The following is a 17,034-nucleotide window of genomic DNA, read 5'->3' on the forward strand; positions in this document are numbered from 1 at the left end:
AAATTCTAGTAAACATTTATAACTACCGTTTTCGCGGCCTTATCTTGCCACGTTTGAAATAATGGATTTGAAAACGCCCATGCAAAACCTAGGAAGAATGCGTTTTCACCGATGATGCGAACCAAAGATCGAGTGAGAGAATTTAGCAAGCCTGGCTTATCGAGCAGATCGATATCCACGCACACGATCTTCATCGCGACCTTGCCAATACTAGCGCCACAATACCACGTAAAAAACGTCTGATAAATAACCTCGAGCAAGACTATCTGCGGTATCATTTCCATGGCTAGCGCGCTGATCTGCTCGTAGTCTAGACCGTCAAATTTATCATAGTAAACGGCATAAAACAAAAACGAGATGAGAAATTTATCTATCCCCCACGCGACGGCTCTTTTGCCGACGCTAGCGAGCGTGATATTTTCGTTTTCGAGCTTATCTATGACGCTCCTGCTCATTCGCGCCCTTTTAGTATTTGCCAGGCGATATCTTTTCGGTACTGCGCGCCGTCAAATTCTACATTTTCGCAAAGCTCATAGGCCTTTTGTTGCGCTTGTTTTATACTTTTGCCAAGCCCCACGCACACAAGCACTCGTCCGCCGTCGGCATATATCTCGCCGCCCTGCTCACTCACGCCGGCAAATGCTATGTGCGAGTTTTCAGGCACGTTTTTTACGCTGATCTTGGCCCTAGGCGAGCTTGAAAAAGGATAATTTTTACTAGCCATCACGACCCCGACGGCAAATTCGTCTTTTAGCTTCACGGGTTTTAGATCGCCTTTTGCCGCGTTTAGTAAAATTTCGCCCAGATCGCCGTCGATCAGCGGCATTAGCACTTCGCACTCAGGATCGCCGAAACGCACGTTAAACTCAAGCACGTACGGCACGCCCTTAACCACCATAAGCCCCACGAAAAGCACGCCGCAGAAAGGATTTCCCTCGGCTTTCATACCTTTTAGAGTCGGTTTTACGACCTCTTCCTCGACCTGTTTTATTAGCTCGGGGCTTGCTAGCGGGCTAGGAGCGTATGCGCCCATACCGCCGGTATTTGGGCCCTCGTCGTTATCTTTTAGGCGCTTATGGTCTTGGGCTACCGGCAAGCTAACGAAATTTTCGCCGTCGCAAATCGTAAAAAAGCTAAGCTCAAATCCGTCTAAAAACTCCTCCACGACCACGCGTTTGCCCGCCTCGCCGAAGCTCTCTCCGCTTAGCATATCGCGAGTGGCGGTCTTTGCTTCCTCGCGGCTTTGCGCGATTATCACACCTTTGCCCGCGCACAGTCCGTCGGCCTTAACGACGATCGGAGCGGCAAGAGAGTCGATAAATTTAGCCGCAGCATCATAATCGTCGGTATTTAGATAAGCAGCCGTTCGAATAGCGTTTCTAGCCAAAAAATCCTTCATAAACGCCTTGCTACCCTCAAGCCTAGCCGCAGCCTTGCTCGGTCCAAAAATATTTAAATTTCGCGCCTTAAAGATATCCACTACGCCGTCGCTTAGCGGCGCTTCAGGTCCGACGATCGTTAGTTCTATTTGCTCCATCTCGGCAAATTCTGCGAGCTGATTATAGTCTTTGGGGTTTAGATTCGTGCCGAGTTTTGAGGTGGCTCCGTTGCCTGGAGCAAAGAAAAGCTCGTGTTTGCGGGATTCTTGAAGTTTTAGGGCTATGGAGTACTCGCGCCCGCCGCTTCCGATTATCAAAATTTTCATAATTTCTCCAAAAATAAAAACCCAAGTGAGCGGTGCGCATATAAGTGGCCCGAAAATTCAAAGCCAACCTTGCAAATAGGCGGTTCCTTTAGGTCGCAACTTCTCGCGCTCGCACGCTCAAACGAAGCCACGTCACACAGTTCCGCACATCTTCGCCGATACTAATGTGTTGGACCCTGTAAAAATACGCTGCCAAATCACTCAGGCAAGGTTATTATATAAAATTTTAGCTTAAAGTAGCGTTTTTGCGAGGCTTACGCAGGCATTTATATTTTGCTGGGCACTTATTGCAGGCGAGGTAAAATTTTCTAGCTCTTTTGCCGTCGTAAGCCCGATAGCAACGGCTTTATAGCTCTCGTCCCAGCCGAAATTTCGAGTAAAATTTCGTACCGCCGAGGGGGCAGTAAAAATAATCGCCGAATTTTTAGGCGGTTTTTGCTCCTCGCCAAGCGGTTTAAAAACGTTTTCGTAAGCGATTATTTGCGTCAAATTTATGCCGTTCTCTCGCAAAATTTCGCTCACGCTCGAAGCCGTCTCTCGCGCTCTTAAAAATAGCGTTTTTTTACCCCGCAAAAGTGGTGCGATCTCGGCAGCAAAGTCGTTTCCGTGAGCGTTTTTTGCAGTGTAAATTTGAGCGAAACCAAACTCCATAGCCGCACGGCTAGTGCCTTCGCCGATGGAGTAAATTTGTAAATTATCTGGCGAAATTTGATTAAATTTTAGCGCGTTTACGGAGTTTTTGGAGGTCAAAACCAGCGCGTCAAATTCGGCTAAATTTACGCTAAATTTATTAAATTTTATCTCGTTTAAAACCAGCGTCTTTACGCCATCAAATTCCAAATTTGACCCGACCAGATAGATCATTTTCGCCCTTAAATTTATGATTTTACGACCAAATTTTACCGCAAATCCTCAAATTTTAAAAGCCGTAGCCAAAAAGCAAACTCTATTTCGCCACGCCCCGCCTACTTAGATACTCTTTTGCCTTTTGTTTTAGCGCTTTATACAGCTTGCCAGCCTCGTCTGCGCCGTATTTTTTAACCAGTCCGTTGTGGAAATCGCCCAAATTTTTACTCTCAAACGCGATTTTTCTAATCTCTTGCTTTTTAACCTCGTCTATCTTGGGCGAGGGCTGCGATTTTGCCGTATTTTCAGCTTTATTTTTTGCTTCGTTTTGCGGTGCGTTAGCTTGCTTTGATTTTTGCGGCGGACGCTTGTTTGATAAATTTTGCCCTTTTTCATCCGCTTTAAGATCCTCGCTAGAAGCTTTGACGCTCAAATTTTGCTCCGCGTCTTTCGGATGCTCGGCGGGACCCAGATCATCGCTTAAATTTGACTCTACGCCCTTGGCTTCTTGTAAATTTTTCTCCTCTTTTGCCGCCGCGTCGTTTTCGCTATCTAAAGGCTGCGGTTTTTTGGGCTCCACATTTTGATCGATTTGCGAGCGATTTTCTAAATTTTGCTCTTTTGTCTGAGCGCTTTGAGCGTGTAAAACCTCGCCGCTTAAATTTGACTCCGTTTTTAATTTTTCTCGCTCGTCAAGTTTTTGCTCATCGCCTTGAGTCACCGGCCTAGATTTTGCGAAATTTGGCGCTGCGATACGCTTTACTTCGCCTTTTTGCGAGTTTTCTATTTGAGGTTTTTTGTAAATTTTCCTCGCATCCTCTTTTAACGCGTTATACACGCCAGCGCCGTTTTTGCTGCCGAATTTTGAGATAAATTTCATATGAAGCTCGCTGAGGCTGCCAGAATTTTGTATCAAGATCGCGATTTCGTCTTGATTTTCTTCGATGAGCTGCGCAGTGTGCGAGCGATTGAAGTCAAATTTTAGCTTATGAAATTTACCGCCGCTTTTATCTTGTTTATTAAAAAAATCTATCACGTCGTCGTAAAATTTATCATTGCTGACGATGTAAATTTTGTCTTTTTTGTGCGAGAGTTTGCCCATTAAAAACGTAATTATTTTATCGGCATAGTCCTTGTGAGCGCTTTCTAAAAGTATGATTTTTATTTTGATTTTTCGCGCCAGAAACCACGCCAAAACAGAGATGCTTAGCTTTTGCCTATTGTTGGTTACGATGTAAATTTTATCTTTTTGTCCTAGCTTTTTTAGCGTCGCTAGATTATCTACGCTTATGTTTTCGTCGTCTATTATAAATCTTGCCATATATTTCCTAAAGGAGTCGGGGCAATCGCCCCAAAACTCTACATCTTATCTTTTGTTACGATGAGTAACATTTTAAATTTTTCCGGGATCTTTAGTCCGTGCGGGATTTTGCCCGGAAGCACGATGGTATCACCCTTTTTGATATCAAAATGATCGTCGCCGATGGTTAGCTTCATCTCGCCGTCAAGCGCAATCAAAAGAGCGTCGCCCGGAGCCGCGTGAGTAGAGAGCTGTTGGTCTTTTGAAAACGACAGTAGCGACATCGAGCCGCTTTCGTTTTTGACGAGCGTTTTGCTCACGATTTTGCCTTCTTCGTATTCGACCGCATCTACTAGGCTAAAAATAGCCGCCTTAGGTAAATGATCTATCATTAAGTCCTCCTTAAAATCGATTGAGACGTATTTCGTCGGTTCGTTAAAAACCAGTTTTCGCCAAACTTTTTTCTCTATCAGGCAAGCCTGCTCGTCGCCTAGACGCATTTGTCTTTCGCCGTAATGCAGGCTCGCGCCGCCCTCGACGACCCACGCAAGGCTGTCGCAAAACAGCATCTCGTGGTCTAACTCCTCGCCAGTGTCAAAGGCAAACACGTCGACGTGAGCGTTATCGCAATCAAAAATTCTCTTGCTAACAACGCTTTTTGCGACAACTTTCGTGTCGGCGTTTAGATTGTAAATTTTACTCATTTTTCTTCCTTTCGTAAATTTACGCGTCATTGTAGCTAAAATTTTCGGACGATTTATTGATAAGGATTATCTTTATTTGGTAAAATTTCAATCCTCATTTTAAATGCCCTAAATGAAAATCTAATGCAACACTTTCTGCTGCTCCATTTGGAAATATAAAACTTAAAGTTTCATAATCAAATTTTGGATTCAATCTGTGTATTAATCTGTGATGATTTGGACATAGAATTATTATGTTGTTTGCATCATTGTTTTGTGTCACAGAAAAGTATTCTATGTGATGAGCCTCAGAAATATCAGCTAAATCAGATGGTACTTCATTGCAAATTTGACACTTACCTTTATATAAAAGCTTTAGACTAGTTATTATATTCCTATTATAAAATCTTACAGACGTTGCACCCTCCTTTAACTTAATTACAGAGGTATCATCTTGAAAATTTATAATGTTTTCTATGTCGGTTTCAGAATCATATAAAATATCATACTGCTTAGCAATGGTTGTCCCTGAATCTATTTCATGTTTTAAAAAAGATTTTACAAGTTGAGTTAATTCACTATAAGAAAGTCTCTTTAAATACTCTGCGATATCAACAACTTCTTTTATTGGTAGTCTATTTTTCCAACCTCTGCGGTGACTTGAACTATCAGGCAAAGCATCAAATTCATCTCTTCTCAACTTTATATAATTTTTATTTCGGTCAAAGTGTAAAGAAATTTCTTCAAAAGCCTGAGTCGTATTCTTAAACCCCAAATCAATAACTGCTCTCGAGCCATATTCAGACAAATAATAAGCTATGATAGATAAAATTTTACTATTCTCTTTCACGACTATACCTTCTACTAAACCATATGGAGAAAGCAACCTATAAAATTTATAGATTGCTTAAAAGCTACTACTCCCACTCTATCGTTGCAGGCGGTTTGCTCGAGATGTCGTAAACTACGCGGTTAATGCCGTCCACTTCGTTTATGATGCGGCGAGAGACGTTTTCTAGCAGGTCGTACGGCAAGCGCGAGAAGCTGGCCGTCATGCCGTCGCTGGCGTCCACTACGCGTATGCACACGGCGTTTTCGTAGGTGCGGTTATCGCCCATGACGCCCACTGAGTGCACGTTTAGCAGTACGCAAAACGCTTGCCACGTTTTGTTGTACCAGCCGCTTGATTTTAGCTCGTCGCGCAGGATCACGTCGGCTTTGCGCAGTAGCTCAAGGCTTGGAGTATTTACCTCACCCATTATGCGGATCGCAAGACCAGGTCCCGGGAATGGATGACGGAACACGAGCTCGCGCGAAAGGCCAAGTTCAAGTCCTAGCTGACGCACTTCGTCTTTAAAAATTTCTCTTAGAGGCTCGATCAACTCAAAGCTCATCCAATCAGGCAGTCCGCCTACGTTGTGGTGGCTTTTGATTGTCTTGCTAGATCCCACAACCGAGCTTTCGATGATATCCGTATAAAGAGTGCCTTGGGCTAAAAATTTGACATTATCGTGCTTTTTGGCCTCTTTTTCAAAAATTTCGATGAAAGTTTCGCCGATTATCTTGCGTTTTTTCTCTGGATCGGTTACACCCGCGAGCCTTTCTAGAAAAGTTTTACTCGCGTCTATGCTAACTAGCTCGACTCCAAGCTTTGTCCTAAAAGTCGCTTCAACCTGCTCGCGCTCGCCCGTTCTAAGTAGTCCGTTATCGACGAAAACTAGGATCAAATTTTGCGGTATCGCAGCAGCCAAAAGCGCGGCGGTGACAGAGCTATCCACGCCTCCGCTAACGGCGCAAAGGACTTTTTTATTGCCCACGGTTTCTTTGATTTTAGCGATCTGGGTTTTGGCAAAGCTACCCATATTCCACGTGCTTTCGCAACCGCAGATATATTTGGCGAAATTTTTTAAAATTTGAGTACCAAACTCGCTGTGCTGTACCTCTGGATGAAACTGCAACGCGTAAAATTTGCGCTTTTCATCGCCAAATACGCAGTAAGGCGAATTTTCGCTAGTCGCGATCGCCTCAAAGCCGTTAGGTAGGTTTTTTACGAGGTCGGAGTGGCTCATCCAGACGATTTGCTTTTCAGGCGTATCGGTAAAGAGCGGATGGGATTTTAGGGCGTTTAGGCTTGCCTTGCCGTACTCTTTGTGAGAAGCCGGAGCGACCTCTGCGCCGAATTTATGCGCCAAAAGCTGCATGCCGTAGCAAATGCCTAAAATCGGTAGCTTTAGCTTAAATACGCCCTCGTCGCAAAAATACGCATCCGGAGCATAAACGCTAGCAGGGCCGCCGCTTAGGATTATGCCTTTTGGTTTTTTCGCTTTAATCTCATCGACCTTGACGTTAAAAGGCAAAATCTCGGTATAAACGCCCTGCTCGCGCAAGCGTCTAGCGATGAGCTGAGTATACTGCGAGCCAAAATCCAGAACTATTATCGTGTTATTCATGAGCGCGTCCTTTAAAAATACAAATGGAAAATTTCAAACTGTATGTACCAGATCACGACCGATACGATATAGCCGGCAACCACGGTCCAAGCGTATTTCATATGCGCGCCGAAGGTATAGATGCCTTTTAGTTTGCCCATGACGCCAACGCCGGCAGCAGAACCGAAGCTAATCATCGAGCCGCCGATACCGGCAGTTAGGGTAACTAGTAGCCACTGGCTTAAATTTTCGCCCGTATCCGCGCCCATCATAGGATTTGCTTTTAGCACGGCGGACATAACAGGGACGTTATCCACGATAGCGGATAGGAAGCCGACGCCTATATTTACGGCAGTGGCGCCAAATTTATCATAAAGAGAAACGGCGTAGTTCAAAAATCCGACGAAGTGTAGCGCGCCGACGGCGGCAAGGATACCGAAGAAGAAGAAAAGCGTGTTGTTTTCGATTTTTGACATATAGTGAAAGACGTGCATAGGCTCTTCGTTTTTATTAGTTTTTTTGTAGATGTATGTGTAGATGCTAAGAAGCGAGAAGCCAAACATCATGCCCCACATCGCAGGTAGGTGGAAGAGCTGGTGCATCATAACTGCCGAAAATATCGTAAATGCGCCAAGACCGATAACGACTTTGCCGCCTTTTTTGATGCTTACCTTCGGCTCTGTCGCAGGGTCAAAATGCGGGCTACCCGCAGGCACGATGCGTACTAGTAAAAACGCCGTAACTAGCCAGCCGATAATAGAAGCTGGGAAAAGCGCGAAAAAGTCGATAAACGGAGCCTTGCCAGCAGCCCACGCCATTAGCGTCGTGATATCGCCAAACGGACTCCATGCGCCACCTGCATTTGCTGCGACGACGATGTTTATCGCGCCTGCGACTAGGAAATTCGTATTGGTCTTATCTATCGTTAAAAGAACGGTAGAAAGGATAAGGGCCGTAGTTAGGTTATCGGCGACGGGGCTGATAAAAAACGCCAAAACGCCCGTTAGCCAAAAGAGTCTTTTATACGTGTAGCCTTTTGAGACGAGGTTGTATTTTAGCGCGTTAAACACGTCCCGCTCTATAAGCGCCTCGATATAGGTCATCGCGACCATGAGGAAAAATACGATCTGCGAAATCTCTAAAATCAGGTGATTTACCTCATTTTGCAACAAATGCACATCTAGGCCGTTTGCCAGCATATAAAAGCCGATAAGCAAGAACATAAAAGTGCCGATAAATATGGCCGGCTTAGCCTTATCGATGTGAAAATTTTCCTCCGTAGCGATGAAAAAATATCCCACGACGAAAATGATGAGGCTCGCGATACCCACCCACGTAGTCGTTAAATTTAAAGCCTCGCCCGCAGCGTCGCCGCTACCGAAGGCCAAAGCGAAAAACAGACTCAAAAGTCCGACGATCTTCATTTGCTCTCCTTGATTTATAGTTTATTTATCTTTTCGGTTTTGCTGTTTGAGGGCTCAGACGGCGCTTCGTAGAACGGATCGCCCTTGTGGCCGCAGCCTGCTATAAAAATTAACAAAAAAAATGCTAAAATCGCCTTATGAAAGACGCTAAGACTATTATTCGACATATTGTTGATAATCCTTTTTATAAAGAGTTAAAAAACCGTAGCGAATGCGGAGAATTTTTACAGCTTTTAAGCCTAAATCATCGCAGGCTCATCGCCTTTTGCTACGAGAAAAACGGCGTTTTGTTTTTTGCCCTGTTTCATCCGTTAGGACTTCAGGAATTAAAAAGCGATAGTAGTATAAAAATGTTAAAAGGCTTATTAAAAATCTATTCTAGCGTAAATTTTGACGGTAGGCTCGCTCGCGTAACGGACGTTAAATTTTTTGTGACAAAGCATTTAAAATTTAAAAAAGCTACCGACCCATACGAAAAAAAGCGAATTTTTACCTACGCCGAGCCTGCTAAAGGCGAGTTTATAAATTTAGCCAAAAGCGAGCGGATTTTCGAAGGATTTGAAAAAATTCGCCTTGCCATAAAGCAAAATTTAGCTAAAGAATCAAGCGGGGCGCGATGAATCAAATTTGGTCAAATTTAACCCCAAACGGCAAAAGCTCAAATTTACTAGCGGGAGCCAAATTTTGCTAATCGACGAGATCCGCTCGCTGCCTGCTCAGCCCGGCGTTTATCAGTATTTCGACAAGGCCGGCAAGCTGCTTTACGTCGGCAAGGCTAAAATTTTAAAAAACCGCGTTAAAAGCTACTTTTCGTTTACGCCCGCGCTCGCCCCCTCGCCCAAGGTTAGCCCGCGCATACACAAGATGATCAGCGAGGCCGTGCACCTCGAGTATATCGTGACTCCCAGCGAAGCTGACGCGCTGATACTGGAAAACTCCTTCATCAAGCAGCTAAGGCCCAAATACAATATCTTGCTACGCGACGATAAGACATACCCCTACATCTACGTAAATTTAGACGAGGATTTTCCGCGCTTTGAGATCACGCGAAAGATCGTCCGCGGCAAAAACGTCAAGTATTTCGGCCCGTATTTTCGCGGAGCGCGCGAGCTTTTGGATGCGCTTAGGCTGAGCTTTAAACTCGTGCAAAGCAAAAGCGCGCTCAAAGCCACGGGCGCATATCTGCCCTATCAGATCGGCTATTCAGAAGCCCCGCTCATCAGTAAAATTTCGCCCGCAGACTACGCCAAGGTAGTAGAGGGCGCGATCGCGGCGCTAAACAATCCCCTTTCTATGCTGCCAAAGCTCGTAAATTTGATGAACAAATACGCCCAAAACGAAAACTACGAGCAAGCCGCCCTCGTGCGCGATAAAATCAACGCTATCAAAGACCTAGACGTCAAAATCGAGGTCGATCTAGCTAAGCTTGAAGATTTTGAGGTTTTTGCCGTGGGCGCGGAGCAAAATTTGCTTTGTGCGGTGCGTTTTAGCGTGCACGGCGGCAAAATCAGCGGCGTGTATCAAAACATCACAAACGCCAAAATGAGCTCGCAAGGCGACCTAAACGACGCCTACAAGCAAATCGTCCTAGAGAGCTTTCCAGCTGGCGCGCCCGTCGTGAGCGCCAAAATTTACGCGCTTGAAGCCTTTGAGGACGCAAACCTCGTAGAGGAGATCTTGACCGCTCGTCACGGCCGCAAATTTAGCATCTCCGTTCCTAAAATCGGCGAGAAAAAGCGCATCTGCGAAATGGCGCTAACAAACGCGCAAGTCTCTATCCAAAAGTACCTAAAAACCCATGACGACGCGTTTTTGGACGAGCTAAAGGAGTATTTCGGCCTCGCATGCGCGCCGTATGCCATCGAGACTTTTGACAACTCGCATATGTTCGGCGCGGCTGCAGTCGGCGCGATGGTGCGCTTTGAGCACGGAAACTTCGCCAAGGAGCACTACCGTCACATGCACCTCTCCCACGCAAACGACTACGATCAGATGCGCCAGATGCTTACAGAGCGCGCTTTGCGGTTTGACAAACTTAGTCCGCCCGATCTCTGGCTCATCGACGGCGGTCAGGCGCTGCTGGATCTTGCTACGGATATCATCGCTAGTAGCGGTGCAAACGTCGATATACTCGCCATCTCAAAAGAAAAAATAGACGCCAAAGCCCACCGCGCAAAAGGTGGCGCGAGGGATAAAATTTACGCTAGCAGCGGCGTATTTACGCTACCCGTCGGCGACAGACGACTACAGTTTTTCCAGCGACTTCGCGACGAGGCGCACAGATTCGCCATTACCTTTCATCAAAAAACCAAGCGCAAGGAGGATCTGGGCGCTAGCAAGCTAGCAGACGCGGGCGTATCGGCGGGAAGTATCGCAAAGCTCGTTAAATTTTACGGTAGCTTTGAGGCGATAATGACCGCGACTAGCGAGGAAATAGAAAAGATGACAAATAGGAGCGTAGCAGCCAAGATCAAGCAACTAAAAGAGAGTGAAATTTGATGAAATTTGGGGCTTATTTTGTAAAATCCGCCCTGAAATTTGAGCTAAACTTGACGTATTTGTTTTCGTCAAATTTGAAAGCGCAAATTTAACTCCCCGCTCTTGGATAAATTTCGCCGTAGTTATTCGCAAATCAACCCGTCAAATTTGACGCAAAAAGCGATCAAATTTGCGCACTAAACGTAAAATTTAAGCGAGCGATTACGTAGCGCAAATTTAAATTCCGCGCCGCCGCCAAGGTCTATTTCGGTAAATTTATCGTTTCGCGGCTTTTTCTATCGCTTCCGCCGCTTCGCAGCCATCTTTCCAGCCGTAAGCGCACGCCTTTTGCAGATAGTTTTTTGCGCTAGCTACGTCTTTTTCGCCAAGCATCGCGTTGTAGTAGAGTGCGCCCAGATTAAAGCACGACATCCCGTCTTTTGCCTCGCAGGATTTGCGCCAGATTTCTCCCGCTTTTTGCGCGTCTTTTTTGACGCCGAGCCCCTGCTCATAAAGCGAGCCTAAATTTGCGCAACCCAGCAAATAACCGCTATCGCAGGCTTTTTTATAGAGCTCGGCGGCCTTTGGCGCATCGGCCTTGACGCCCTCTCCTTTGCGGTAGGCGACGCCCAAATTTACGCAGGCTCGCACGTACTCCCCGTCGCACGCCTTTTTAAACAGCGCAAAGGCCTTTTCATAGTTTTTGTCCAGGTCGCATTCCTCAAGCTTGATGCCGATGTAGGCAAGGCCTAAATTATCGCAGCTCTCAAAATCGCCCGCGTCGCAATCTTTTTGCAGTCCGCTCGTATCGCATTTTGCCGCATTTAAAGAAACCGCCGTAAAAATAGCTAAAAATATAAATTTATTCATCTTGTATTTTCAATGCCGAATTTAACGCGCCGTTTTGTAACGGACGCAAATTTAAGCCCGAGCGACTGAGCAAATTTGACGAAATATTGCGCCCGTCAAAAGTCAAATTTGACCTAAATTTACGCCTTTTTGCCTTTTTTCTTGCCTTTGTCGCCAGACTCTTCGCCCTTAAACCACCCCTTTATCTTGTCCAAGATTCCTTCGTCCTCTTCTTCGTCGTAGCTCGCCTTGCCGGCCTTGATACCAAAGCTTTCTTGTAGCTGATTTAGTAGAGAGATTTGCTCGCCCGTTAGCTCTTTTGGCGTTTTTATGGAGATTTGCGCTACGAGCCTGCCGTATCTTTTGCTATTTACGTTTTTTACGCCAAGGCCGTCAAATACGAACTGCTGCTTGTCTTTTGCGCCGACTGGTAGTTTTAGCTCGGTCGTGCCTTTTAGCGTCGGGATCGTGATCGTCTCGCCCAGGATAGCTTGCGTGAAAAATACCGGAATCTCGATATAAACGTCGCTTTCGTGACGTACGAAATGCTCGTCGGCTTCAACCTCGATATGCACGTATAGATCGCCTCTGGCGCCCGTTGAGGAGACGTTGCCCTTTTCGCTCACGCGCATGCGCATGCCGTCGTCGATGCCCTCGGGGATATTTACTTTGACGCTTTGGCGCTCCTCTTTAAAGCCGCTACCGCCGCAATCAGAGCATCTATCCTTGACCGTTTCGCCCGTGCCGTTGCAGTACGGACACTCCTGCACGAAGCTCATAAAGCCTCGCTGCTGCGATATCCGGCCCCTACCCTCGCAGTGCGGACATACGTGAGTTTTGCCGTCTTTCGAACCGCTGCCTTTGCATGTCTGGCACGGTTTTTTGATCGTAAAATCTATCTCTTTTTCGGCGCCGAATACCGCTTCGTTAAATTTGATCCTAAGAGCTATCTCTAGATCGAGCGGATATTTGTCGCTGCTTCTTTTGCGGCTGCTTGCGCCAGAGCTAAATCCGCCGCCAAAAAACGAGTTAAATATGTCGCCCAAATCAAAATCCGCGCTAAACCCGCTAGAGCTAAAGCCGCCTCTGCCCTCAAGCCCAGCCTTGCCGTATCTATCGTATATCGCGCGCTTTTCCTCGTCGCCTAACACCTGGTAGGCTTCGTTTACCTTTTTAAAATTTTCTTCCGCTTCTTTGTCGCCTTGATTGCGGTCCGGGTGGTACTTTAGTGCTAGTTTTCTAAATGCTTTTTTTATGGTTTCAGAGTCGCTATTTTTGCTGATTTCTAAAATTTCGTAGTAGTCTATTTCCACAAAATCTCCTAAAATTTTTAAATTTAAAGGGCGATTTTATCTTATTATTTATAAAAATTCAAAGCGGAGGAGAATTTTAAACGAGGATAGTAAATTCGGAAAAAAATTTAACTTTTTTTGGTTATAATCATTTTCGTTAAATCTATTTGAAAGGCTTAAAATGATTAATGTTTTAATGATTGAAGACGATCCGGAATTCGCGCAAATCCTATCCGAGTACTTGAGCGATTTTAATATAAAAGTAACAAATTTCGAAGATCCTTATTTGGGACTAAGCGCCGGAGTGAAAAATTTCGACCTGCTCATCCTAGACCTTACGCTACCTGGCATGGACGGCCTAGAAGTGTGCAAAGAGATCCGCAGCAAATACAACATCCCTATCATCATCTCCTCTGCTCGCAGCGACATCAGCGACAAGGTCGTAGGGTTGCAGCTAGGAGCGGACGACTATCTACCAAAACCGTACGATCCAAAGGAAATGTACGCGCGCATAATGAGCTTAATCCGCCGCTACAAAAAGACCAACGAAGTGCAAGAAGAGGTCGTTGATACGCTGTTTAGGATAGATGAGCGCAGACACGAAATCTACTACAACAACGAAAGCCTAACGCTAACGCCGGCAGAGTATGAGATCTTGAGCTATCTTATCAAGCAACACAGCTTTTCAGTCTCTCGCGAGCAACTGGTTTATAACTGCAAAAGCCTAAAAGACAAGGACTCAAAGAGCCTAGACGTCATCATCGGCAGACTAAGAACCAAGATCGGCGACAGCTCAAAAGCGCCTAAACATATATTTTCGGTACGCGGAATAGGCTATAAACTCATAGGATGAGATACTCCTTAACCACGAAGATTTCGGTAGTTTTCGCGCTAGCGTTTTCGCTTGTTTGCATCTTGTTCTATACGTTTGCGAACATACAGCTAGATAACGCGCTAGAAAAGATAAAAAACAAGCAGCTAAACGCGATAAACTACCTCATTGCCTCATACGAAAAGTCAAATCCACCTAGCGATTTGACTAATTATTTTAGAAATTTTGGACTAACCTACGTCAAAAGCGACAAAACCGTCGCAAACGTCATAAGCACGGGCAAGACGGTCTTTGCCAAGCAAACGCAGCTAGGACTCTTTCAGTCGCTGCTTTTTCAGGATAGTTTATATCTGCAGATCAAAAATCCTTCGTTTCAAATTTTACTCGAAAGCGACGATACGAAAAACATAAATGATCCGATTTGGGTGGGCTTTATACTCACGACGGCGCTTCTCGTGTCGCTCTACGTTTCGGTGATGAAGTCGCTGATGCCGCTTAAAAAACTAAGCTCGGATATCAGGAAATTCGGCGCGGGAAACATGGATGTAAATATCGCCAAACCCGACTCCGACGATGAGATCGCCAAGGTCGCGATAGAATTTGACGCCGCAGCTAGCAAGATCAGGGAGCTTTTGCGCTCTAGACAGCTGTTTTTACGCACGATCATGCACGAGCTAAAAACGCCGATCGGTAAAGGTCGTATAGTCTCTGAAATGGTGCAAAACCCTACGCACAAAACCCGCTTGATAGCGATATTTGAGCGTCTAGATATGCTCATAAACGAGTTTGGCAAGATCGAGCAGCTGCTATCCAAAAACTACGCGCTAAACTATCAGGAGTCATACTTTTCAAACATCCTTGACCAGGCGCGCGACATGCTGATGCTCGATAAATTTGAAGAAAAAGTAGGCGTAGATATCCGCCGAGATATCTTGCTGCGCGTGGATTTCGGACTCTTTTCGCTTGCGATCAAAAATCTCATAGATAACGCCCTAAAATACGCCAACGACAAAAAGGCGCAGGTTATCTGCGACGCAGACGGTATCGTCGTGAGAAATCTAGGCCAACCTCTACAAAATCCTATCGAGCACTACATGCAAGCCTTTATCCGCGAAAAGGGCAGCAAAAGCAGCGGCATGGGGCTAGGCCTATACATCATCGACCACATCTGCCGCATGCACAAATTTAGCCTAAAATACTCATACGAGGACGGCTATCACTCATTTAAAATTTGCACCGATCCAAAGGAAAGTGTTGAAAAAAGGGCTTGAGAAATTTAACGAACTCGTAGCGGCCTTTGAGCAGTTACCGGGCGTGGGTAAAAAATCCGCCCAGCGCTACGCCTATCACGTCTGCCTAAAGGATAGCTTTGGTGGGCTAAAACTCGCGCAAAGCATCGAGGACGCAGTGAGATTTACGGGCAAATGTCAAATTTGCGGCGGGCTTAGCGAGGATGAGATTTGCGACATTTGCAGCGACGAAACTCGCGAGAAGGAGCTGCTAGCCGTCGTCGAAAGTCCAAAAGATATCCTGGTTTTCGAGCAAAGCGCGATCTACCGCGGGCGCTACTTCGTGCTTGAGGAGATAACGCCGGAGCAAACCGAAAAACTGCGCGCGATCATAGAACAAAACGGCGTGACCGAGATCATTTTCGCGCTAACGCCGGGGCTTAGCAGCGACGCGGTGATGGTATTTATCGAGGACAAGCTAAGCGATTTGGGCGTCAAATTTAGCAAGATAGCCCAGGGCGTACCCACAGGCGTAAATCTCGAAAACATCGACCTTCTATCGCTTATGAAAGCGCTTGATAGTAGGACGGAGCTGTAAATTTAAGTCGGGCGCGTGAGGCTTTTTATAAATTTAACGCTACGTTTTTAAATTCGCTCAAGTCTAAATTTAAGATTGGGCGAACAAATTTCCATCGCATTGCAAACCGACAAACCTCCTCAAATTTAACACGTAGCACTAAAATCAAATTTTACAAGCGCAACAAAGAATAAAAAGAAAATTTAAAAAGAGAAATTTACGACCCGAAGGCCGTAAATTTAAGCCGCCCAAAATGGGCGAGAGAAGTTATTTCGTAGTTTTTTGGATATACGAGAACTCGGAAATCTTTGTCCACTCGCGAGCTTTAGCCAAAAACGCTCTTTGAGAGTCCAAAATCTCCTTAAATAGCGGATCTTTCGCCGCCTCCTCGTCTAGGATTTCGTCGCTTGCTTTTCTAAGCGCGTCCATAACGTCCTGCGGGAACGAGCGAACCTCGATATCAGGATACTCCGCTTTCATCTTTGCCCAGTATTCGGCATTATCAAAGAACGAGCGCGTATTTAGCATGCTAGCTACCTCGTTAGCCGCAGCCTCGATCACAGCCTGAAGGTCGGCAGGTAGTTTCTCGTAGGTCTTTTTATTTACGAAAAACTGAGTCTGACCGCTCGGCTCTTGCCAGCCCGTGTAGTAGTATTTAGCGATCTTGTGAAAGCCAAGACCCATATCAAACGCAGGGCTAACCCACTCGACCGAGTCTATCGTACCCATCTCTAGCGCCATATATAGCTCGCCGGTCGGGATCGTGTTTATAGTCGCTCCCACGCGCGCCATAACCTCACCGCCAAAGCCCGGAATCCTAATCTTTAGACCCTTTAAATCCTCTACGTTTTTGATCTCTTTTTTAAACCAACCGCCCATTTGCGTGCCCGTGTCGCCGGCGTTAAAGACTTTGATGTTGTATTTATCGTAAACTTTTTCCTCTAGCTGCTTGCCACCGCCAAACTCATACCATGCGCGTAGCTCGCTAGCAGTCATACCGAAAGGTACGGCTGTAAAAAACATAGTGTTTGCATCCTTGCCCTTGTAGTAGTATGACGCAGTGTAGCCGATATCGTACTGACCGCCCTTAACGAAGTCTAGGATACCAAACGGCGCCTTGTGCTTAGACGGATAGTCTATCCTCACCTCTAGCCTGCCGTCGCTTAGCGTCTCGACTACGCGCTTAAATTCTTTTGCTGCGTCGCCCAAAACCGGAGTCGTGCTCTCCCAGGTACTGGCTAGCTTTAGCTTATAGGTTTTGTCCGCGGCGTTCGCGCCTAATGCCAAGCCAAAAGCAGCCAAAACCGCTAAAAACTTTTTCATTTTTGCTCCTTAAAATAAATTGGCCGATTATACTTATTTTTTTTAAAAATTTGGTAAAATTGCGCGA

The 17,034-nt window shown here is 45.8% G+C and carries 16 protein-coding genes; 5 read left to right on the forward strand and 11 right to left on the reverse strand.

Going from position 1 to position 17,034, the window contains the following annotated elements:
• Positions 1 to 5 precede the first annotated feature (5 nt).
• The 8 genes from EE116_RS09920 to nhaD form a co-directional block, all read right to left on the reverse strand.
• Complete coding sequence (locus EE116_RS09920; protein ID WP_122874278.1) at positions 6 to 455, reverse strand: RDD family protein; 450 nt, start codon at positions 453 to 455, stop codon at positions 6 to 8.
• Positions 452 to 1,705, reverse strand: a complete 1,254-nt coding sequence (gene purD, locus EE116_RS09925; protein WP_122874279.1) for a phosphoribosylamine--glycine ligase — start codon at positions 1,703 to 1,705, stop codon at positions 452 to 454. Before purD ends, EE116_RS09920 begins: the two co-directional genes overlap by 4 nt.
• A 231-nt stretch (positions 1,706 to 1,936) precedes the next feature.
• Positions 1,937 to 2,569 (reverse strand): uroporphyrinogen-III synthase, encoded by a 633-nt coding sequence (locus tag EE116_RS09930; RefSeq protein WP_122874280.1) that lies wholly within the window; start codon positions 2,567 to 2,569, stop codon positions 1,937 to 1,939.
• An 82-nt stretch (positions 2,570 to 2,651) separates the two neighbouring features.
• Positions 2,652 to 3,872 (reverse strand): PIN domain-containing protein, encoded by a 1,221-nt coding sequence (locus EE116_RS09935; protein ID WP_122874281.1) that lies wholly within the window; start codon positions 3,870 to 3,872, stop codon positions 2,652 to 2,654.
• 38 nt (positions 3,873 to 3,910) lie between these two features.
• On the reverse strand, positions 3,911 to 4,555 hold the full coding sequence (locus EE116_RS09940; RefSeq protein ID WP_122874282.1) for a cupin domain-containing protein: 645 nt from the start codon (positions 4,553 to 4,555) through the stop codon (positions 3,911 to 3,913).
• Between the two features lie 94 nt (positions 4,556 to 4,649).
• Positions 4,650 to 5,384, reverse strand: coding sequence for an HNH endonuclease signature motif containing protein (locus EE116_RS09945; RefSeq protein ID WP_122874283.1), 735 nt, complete (start codon positions 5,382 to 5,384; stop codon positions 4,650 to 4,652).
• 67 nt (positions 5,385 to 5,451) lie between these two features.
• Positions 5,452 to 6,984, reverse strand: coding sequence for a glutamine-hydrolyzing GMP synthase (gene guaA / locus EE116_RS09950; protein WP_122874284.1), 1,533 nt, complete (start codon positions 6,982 to 6,984; stop codon positions 5,452 to 5,454).
• Between the two features lie 11 nt (positions 6,985 to 6,995).
• Complete coding sequence (gene nhaD, locus EE116_RS09955) at positions 6,996 to 8,387, reverse strand: sodium:proton antiporter NhaD (protein ID WP_122874285.1); 1,392 nt, start codon at positions 8,385 to 8,387, stop codon at positions 6,996 to 6,998.
• Between the two features lie 137 nt (positions 8,388 to 8,524).
• Here nhaD and EE116_RS09960 point away from each other — a divergent pair, with 137 nt between their 5' ends.
• Both EE116_RS09960 and uvrC read left to right on the forward strand, forming a co-directional pair.
• Positions 8,525 to 9,007, forward strand: a complete 483-nt coding sequence (locus EE116_RS09960) for a hypothetical protein (RefSeq protein ID WP_122874286.1) — start codon at positions 8,525 to 8,527, stop codon at positions 9,005 to 9,007.
• Positions 9,008 to 9,071: 64 nt separating this feature from the next.
• The gene (uvrC, locus tag EE116_RS09965; protein WP_122874478.1) at positions 9,072 to 10,886 is read left to right on the forward strand and encodes an excinuclease ABC subunit UvrC; all 1,815 of its coding nucleotides are present in this window, start codon (positions 9,072 to 9,074) and stop codon (positions 10,884 to 10,886) included.
• Between the two features lie 255 nt (positions 10,887 to 11,141).
• Here uvrC and EE116_RS09970 read toward each other — a convergent pair whose 3' ends face one another.
• Both EE116_RS09970 and dnaJ read right to left on the reverse strand, forming a co-directional pair.
• On the reverse strand, positions 11,142 to 11,735 hold the full coding sequence (locus EE116_RS09970; protein WP_122874287.1) for a tetratricopeptide repeat protein: 594 nt from the start codon (positions 11,733 to 11,735) through the stop codon (positions 11,142 to 11,144).
• Positions 11,736 to 11,854: 119 nt separating this feature from the next.
• Positions 11,855 to 13,027: a molecular chaperone DnaJ gene (gene dnaJ / locus EE116_RS09975; RefSeq protein ID WP_122874288.1), complete on the reverse strand. Its 1,173-nt coding sequence runs from the start codon at positions 13,025 to 13,027 to the stop codon at positions 11,855 to 11,857.
• Positions 13,028 to 13,187: 160 nt separating this feature from the next.
• Here dnaJ and EE116_RS09980 point away from each other — a divergent pair, with 160 nt between their 5' ends.
• Genes EE116_RS09980 through recR form a run of 3 tightly spaced genes read left to right on the forward strand, consistent with a single transcriptional unit; the run spans position 13,188 to position 15,665 of the window.
• Positions 13,188 to 13,859, forward strand: a complete 672-nt coding sequence (locus EE116_RS09980) for a response regulator transcription factor (RefSeq protein ID WP_002948262.1) — start codon at positions 13,188 to 13,190, stop codon at positions 13,857 to 13,859.
• Entirely contained in the window at positions 13,856 to 15,109 is a 1,254-nt protein-coding gene (locus EE116_RS09985) for an ArsS family sensor histidine kinase (protein WP_122874289.1), read from the forward strand. Before EE116_RS09980 ends, EE116_RS09985 begins: the two co-directional genes overlap by 4 nt.
• Complete coding sequence (recR, locus tag EE116_RS09990) at positions 15,093 to 15,665, forward strand: recombination mediator RecR (protein WP_122874290.1); 573 nt, start codon at positions 15,093 to 15,095, stop codon at positions 15,663 to 15,665. Before EE116_RS09985 ends, recR begins: the two co-directional genes overlap by 17 nt.
• A gap of 246 nt (positions 15,666 to 15,911) precedes the next feature.
• Here the strand turns inward: recR and EE116_RS09995 are convergent, their stop codons facing one another.
• Positions 15,912 to 16,967 carry a TRAP transporter substrate-binding protein gene (locus EE116_RS09995; RefSeq protein WP_122874291.1) on the reverse strand — a complete coding sequence of 352 codons (1,056 nt, stop codon included), beginning with the start codon at positions 16,965 to 16,967 and terminating at the stop codon, positions 15,912 to 15,914.
• Between the last annotated feature and the right edge of the window lie 67 nt (positions 16,968 to 17,034).

The organism is Campylobacter showae (assembly GCF_900573985.1).
In the GTDB taxonomy this organism is placed as follows: Bacteria; Campylobacterota; Campylobacteria; order Campylobacterales; family Campylobacteraceae; genus Campylobacter_A; species Campylobacter_A showae_E.